We start from the raw sequence: 5806 nt of genomic DNA on the forward strand, positions 1-5806 counted from the left end.
ATATATTCCCTTCTCCCTCAGTGACTGTATCAAACCCCGTATGTCCTTTATGATGACGAGCCGCTGGGCTCCCACCTCCGAAGCAAGGGGGATGGAACTCTTGTAGGTGATCACCCCTCTATCGCCCTTAACATCGATAACGAGGGCGTTGATCTCAGTCTCCTTCGCAAGGTTGAGTGCCGATTCGCGGAGAGATCTGTCTCCAATCCCGTAGTATGTCAGATAAAGGGCCTTCGGAATAAAGGGAAGAAGGTAGATGTCGAAGGGTGCCTTAGGAGGCTGCGCAGGGACTGCCTGCTCCCCCCGCGCGTAGCCATAGGCGCGGACGCCGATCTTGTTTGCTGCGTTCTTCAGCACAAACATGCCGTTGCTATCGGTGCGGACAATCTCGTTATTTCCGGTGACGATGGCGTCCTGAATCGGTTTTCGAGTCGCATAATCGAGTACCCTTCCGCTGGCGTAATCAGACGCAGATGCCGCAGCAGCCCAAACAGATAGGAAGCCAACCAGAATCCAAAACGAAAACCACGTCTTCCTCATTCTCCACCTCACCTCATAGAGACTTTTGTGAACCGGAGTCCACCTTTCACCATGTTACCACAATTAATAAAAAAAGTTGTGATTAAGAATACATAGAAGACTAAAAAGAAAGAGACAGGTTAGGGAATGTTTGTATCGTGCTGTTTTAATAGAGAATATTAGGTTATAACGAAAGAGGGGACTATTTCGTGACTGCGATCAAAACCAGTTTTTCTTCTTAAAAAACAGGAGCATCGCAACGGTGACGGCGAGTATGACAATCCAAAACATCGGGTACCCGAGACGCCATTCTAATTCAGGCATGTATTTGAAATTCATCCCGTAAATTCCCGCTATGAAGGTGAGGGGCATGAATATCGTAGCTATGATGGTCAAAACTTTTATCACCGCGTTCATCCTGTTATTAACGCTCGAAAGATAGATATCGAGCATACCCGATATGATGTCGCGGAACGTCTCGACCGTATCGATAATCTGGATCGTGTGGTCGTAGACATCCCTCAGGTATATCCTCGTGCCCTCCTGAATCAGCGGGCATTCACCTCTCGCCATGGCATTAATAACTTCCCGCAGGGGCCAGATCGCCCTTCTCAGAAAGATCATCTCTCGCTTCAGGAAATGGATTTCGTTGAGGGTCTCTGTTGCGGGTTTGCTCACCACTCGCTCTTCGAGGAGTTCAATCCGCTCTCCGAACTTTTCGAGTATGGAGAAGTAGTTGTCCACGATGGCATCGATAAGAGAGTACGCGAGATAATCAGCCCCCATTCTCCTTATCCGGCTCTTATCACTCCGGATGCGCTCCCTGACGACACCGAAGACATCACCCTCGATGCCTTCCTGGAAGGAAAAGACGAAATTCCGGCCTACAATAAGACTCACCTGCTCGGCGGCTATGCCTCCGTTCTCATTGCTATAATGGAGCATCTTCAGAACGACGTAGAAGTAGTCTGCATAATCTTCCATCTTCGGCCTCTGATCCGTATTCATGACGTCTTCAAGCACGAGGGGATGGAACCCGTAGCATTCACCCAGTTTCTGAAGAATCCCGCTATTATGGACGCCGTCTATATTGATCCACGTCACGGACGGCTTCTCCTTGAGCACGATACATTGGGCGATCGTGTCTGTCTCTCTTTCCTCGGAATGCGCCTCGTCATAATCGAGCACGGTAATCTTCGTTCTGTCCGATCCCCGCTCTCCTATGTAGACGAGGCTGCCCGGCGGCAGCCCGGCCTTTCTCGATCTCTTTTTCAGCATTTTCGCCATGATGGATATTTTACTGAAACCTATGCTTCTTTATTTCCTTAATATTCTCGAAAAGCGTACGCCTCTTTTTTGCTATTTCTTCTCCTTATGTGAGATATACCAGAGTGCTGCCGCACCGGCGAGCGTGGCAGCCCCGGTGCCGACGCCGATCTGCCACTTCCTTTTCTGAATCCTTCTTTCCCGGATCACGCGATACCGTTCGGCGACCATTTCGCAATGCCTGATGTCTTCCTTCGAGAAATCGAAGATCCATGCGAAGAGCTCTATCCTTTCAGCGATAATCGACCGGAGCATGGTCCAGTATCGCACCTTGTCGAGAGATGACCTCTGTTCCCTGATGTCTTCCTCTTCAGAGATCGTGGCGAGGAACCGTTCAAGCAGTGCCTTGTCCGCACCCTTGTAAATCGGAAGATTCGGATCGCCGATCTTCCTGAGGAGCGGCCACTGACATCTCTCCTCGAGCTTGAAGATTTCCGGCCATGAGCTCTTTCCGACAAGCCTGAGCGTTAAGGATTTCTTTACGGAATGATAGAATGCACGCAGCTCTTTCTCCGTGAAATCCGTGCCCTTGAATATCGATGAAAGTTCCTCGAAGGTAATCATTCCTTTCATCCTCCCCTCTTCTCAGCTATATTCTATCACGCTGAGAGAATGGCGGAACGAAAGGGTTCTCCAGGGCAGAATGCTTCCGGAAGAGGGAAGACGTCTCGAATCTGTTAGGATGCAGCACCCTTTGAGGCCGTCGAGAGTTCCGCGTAAAGCCTGACCATTTCACCCATCATCCCTATCAATCTCCTGTAGCCTTTCTGGGGACCCTCTTCCATGGACCTGATTAGAGGTTCACAAAAAAACCAGGTGCATCTGAAGGGTCTCATCCAACGGGGTTTCAGGCATCCCGACGGTCCGAGACACTCGCACGGCTCATCAGGCAAACGCTCCGGATCACTGACCTTTACGGTGATCCCGAGAGTGCTCGTGAAGAGGATATCCCTTTCATCGGGAAAGGCATGTTTCTGTCTGCAGCAGACCTCGCGGCATTCAGCACACACCTCCCGGATATAGTATTCGATGAGGGGTGATATTTGGGTGAAGAGTTCTTTCAGTCGTTCTGCCGCAGCAAATGCATCCTGAGCTTCCTTCATGCTTTCCGGACTGCAGCAGCTTTTCGTCTCAGGAGACAAATCAGTCTCGCTCTCTGCTGACTGAGGGTATAGCACGGAAGTCGCCACTGCCGCTGTCATCCCGTCTGTTCGAGGCCGGCCTTTGCCCTTGCGTTTCCAGAATCGAGCCTCAGCGCCTTCTCGAACTGCTGCTTCGCCCTCGTTTTAAGACCGGCCTTGAGGTATATGAGACCGAGGTTCGCAATATGGTCGCTGTTAAACGGGTCGAGGCGAATTGCCTGGAGAAGCGCCTCTTCGGCCTCCTTCAGTTTACTCGGAATCTTCGACAGGGCAAGGGAAAGATAACTCCAGGCCTTCACGTCTTTGGGATCATCTCCCGCCATCCATCTGAAGAGTTCTGCAGAGGTCACAAAATCGCCCTTCTTGAATTCTTCAACCCCTCTCTTGAACTGTTCATCTCTTATCATAGCCTTTCTCTCCTCGGGAGAGGGCTCGGTCGAAAAGTCCTTCATCCACGATTCCTTTCTGTAGCCCTTTTCAGCCGAACGGAAGTACTCAGCCCTCCGGGTGTCATCCTGCAATAATCTATATGCCGACGTTATCGCGTCGAAGAGCGTCGATATCTTTTCCCGTAAGGCGCTGTCGCCGGAGTGGTAGACCCTGTCCGGATGGAACTCTCGCACGAGCCGGTAGTAATTCCTCTTCATCTCTTCGTCGCCTGCGTTCCTGTCAACCTGGAGTATCTCGTCAGGGCCCATATCCTTCAGCCCCTTATAGAATTCCTCCACGCGCTCCCGCAGTTCTCGATCTGCAGCCGGGGAGATCGTAGATTCTTTCTTCCGTATTACCCCAACAGATGAAAGAATCGAGAGGGTCTTCATGACTTCAAAGGAGTTCAGACCCGTTTCATCTATCAACTGCCCTACCGTCCTCTCTCCGTCAATAAGAGTGAAGATCAGCCTGTCCTCACTGTTCAGGTCGATGAGGGTGAGCTCTGCGGCGCCGGATCCGCTGTAAGCGCCCTCCCGTTCGAACACAATCTCCGGGTGCGGTATCTCCTTCTTTATTCCGGTCCAGGTGTCAAGCCTCTTCATGCCTTCATAGATGAGGTTTTCCATGCTTATCTTGAGCGTTATCACCTCGTCCGAAGCGAGGGGGCCTTCCCGGAATTCGTACGCCCCCTCCTCAACACGAAAGAGACTGCAGATGACCTCCTTCACCTGATACTTTACGCCCCAGAAGAGGTCTTTCGGAGTGATATAGCCCAATTCGACGAGTATCGCACCCTGACGTCTCCCTGTTGACTTGAGAATCTGAACGGACTTTTCGTACTGCTGTATCGTAATCTTGCCGGCCTTCATGAGCATCTCGCCGAGCCTGTCGTCCTCAAGCGAAGAAGATGCAAAGACGGCATTTCCTTCCTTTATATAGATATTCTTCGTAAAGCCGGGCGAGATAACGGTAAGGGTCCCGGTAGCCTTTGCCCGTTTGAGGGCGATGAGTATCCCCGCGAGGTTGTAATCCCTGAGATCTCCTTTATCGGGTAATTCCGTCACCGGTATCTCCTCACCTCGAATCGGTAAAGTTCAACGAGTTCGCCGGGTGCGATCCCCGCCTTGTCCCGTGCGATCCTCACCTGCTCTTCCACGCTCTCGACTCCTTCAAGATCGGGGAGGAGAAGCCCCCTCCGCCCGCCCGAGACTACGATCACCCCGTATCTCTTCACGTCAAGCTCCCGGGGACCGGAGATCTTCTCGGGGGAAGACAGCACATCGACGGAGTAGGTGAGGGCCGAGAGTTCCTCTTCTTCAAGACTGTGAAACCTCGGGTCTTCCGTTGCCGCCGCTATCGCGTTATGGATTATCTCCTCCGCGATAGCGGGATGGCAGGGCCTGAACGTCCCGATACAACCCCTCAGCTGTCCCTCCTTCTTGATGCAGACAAAAACACCCGCCTTCTCCTCCATCTCCGCAGAGCGGCCTTCGGGGAGGTGCGTCATCTTCCCCTTCGTTACATAGGTCTCGACAGCCTCTTTCGCGAGAAGAACGAACGGATGCATCAGCTCTTCCTCTCGAGGGCGTAATCGGCAAGTCCGGAGAGCGCCTCCCTTTCCGGCGACTGCGGAAAGACCTTAAGTTCAGCCTGCGCCTCCGAAACGAGATGCTGGGCGATCCTCAATGATTCTTCTATTACGCTGTATTTCTCGAACAATTCGATGATTCTTCTCAGGTCGGCATCCTGCAACGCATCGCTTCGAACGATGTCGCTCACTTCAGCCTTTTCTCGGGCAGAAACAGTCCTGAGGAGGCATATGAGGGGAAGGGTTATCTTGCCCTCGTCGAGGTCTTTCCCGAGTTTCTTGCCGAGACCCTTTTCGTCAGCCGTGTAATCAAGGATGTCATCGGCCATCTGGAACGCAATTCCCGTCTTCATGCCGAAGCTTCCGAGGGCGTCTTCCCTGTCCGGAGAAAGTCCGCCGAGTATTCCCCCGATCCTGCAGGCAGCCGAGATGAGCGCGCCGGTCTTTGAAGCGATTATCTTGTAATATTCCTCAAGGGATATACCCGGGTCGGCGACCCTGTTCAACTGAATGATCTCTCCCTCGGTCATGGAGGTTATCGCACCCGACAGTGCTCCGATTATTCTCAGGTCGTCCTGCACGACGGCGAGCTTCAGGGCATTTGCATAACAGAAATCACCGACGAGGATGACGATCTGGTTCCCCCATACCTGATGCGCAGCGATATTTCCCCTTCGCACCTCGGCACCGTCAACCACGTCGTCATGAAGAAGCGAGGCGGTATGGATCGCTTCGATAATTCCCGCGAGGGTGATCCGCTTTTCACCCCGGTATCCGGCCAAGTCGGCGCTCAGCAGCA

Annotated in this window: 7 protein-coding genes; all 7 read right to left on the bottom strand. The window is 52.5% G+C overall.

What is annotated here, in order from left to right; genetic code table 11:
* The coding region (locus tag VEI96_08970; GenBank protein ID HXX58116.1) for a putative glycoside hydrolase at positions 1-540 on the bottom strand (540 nt) is incomplete at its 3' end.
* A gap of 198 nt (positions 541-738) precedes the next feature.
* Positions 739-1806, bottom strand: coding sequence for a magnesium/cobalt transporter CorA (gene corA, locus VEI96_08975; GenBank protein HXX58117.1), 1068 nt, complete (start codon positions 1804-1806; stop codon positions 739-741).
* Between the two features lie 72 nt (positions 1807-1878).
* On the bottom strand, positions 1879-2418 hold the full coding sequence (locus VEI96_08980; protein HXX58118.1) for a hypothetical protein: 540 nt from the start codon (positions 2416-2418) through the stop codon (positions 1879-1881).
* 104 nt (positions 2419-2522) lie between these two features.
* Positions 2523-2948, bottom strand: coding sequence for a hypothetical protein (locus VEI96_08985; GenBank protein HXX58119.1), 426 nt, complete (start codon positions 2946-2948; stop codon positions 2523-2525).
* 95 nt (positions 2949-3043) lie between these two features.
* Positions 3044-4483, bottom strand: coding sequence for a DUF4388 domain-containing protein (locus tag VEI96_08990; GenBank protein ID HXX58120.1), 1440 nt, complete (start codon positions 4481-4483; stop codon positions 3044-3046).
* Complete coding sequence (amrA, locus tag VEI96_08995) at positions 4480-4986, bottom strand: AmmeMemoRadiSam system protein A (GenBank protein HXX58121.1); 507 nt, start codon at positions 4984-4986, stop codon at positions 4480-4482. The genes VEI96_08990 and amrA overlap by 4 nt, the downstream gene beginning before the upstream one ends.
* Positions 4986-5806 (bottom strand): polyprenyl synthetase family protein (locus VEI96_09000; GenBank protein ID HXX58122.1); only part of this gene is annotated, 821 nt, incomplete at its 5' end. The genes VEI96_09000 and amrA, both read right to left, overlap by 1 nt.

The organism is Thermodesulfovibrionales bacterium, assembly GCA_035622735.1.
Lineage (GTDB): Bacteria > Nitrospirota > Thermodesulfovibrionia > Thermodesulfovibrionales > UBA9159 > DASPUT01.

Bases quoted from the DNA above. Each gene is read 5' to 3' on its own strand.
- amrA (HXX58121.1), bottom strand. From the start codon at position 4,986: ATGCATCCGTTCGTTCTTCTCGCGAAAGAGGCTGTCGAGACCTATGTA.
- VEI96_08980 (HXX58118.1), bottom strand. From the start codon at position 2,418: ATGAAAGGAATGATTACCTTCGAGGAACTTTCATCGATATTCAAGGGC.
- VEI96_08985 (HXX58119.1), bottom strand. From the start codon at position 2,948: ATGAAGGAAGCTCAGGATGCATTTGCTGCGGCAGAACGACTGAAAGAA.
- corA (HXX58117.1), bottom strand. From the start codon at position 1,806: ATGGCGAAAATGCTGAAAAAGAGATCGAGAAAGGCCGGGCTGCCGCCG.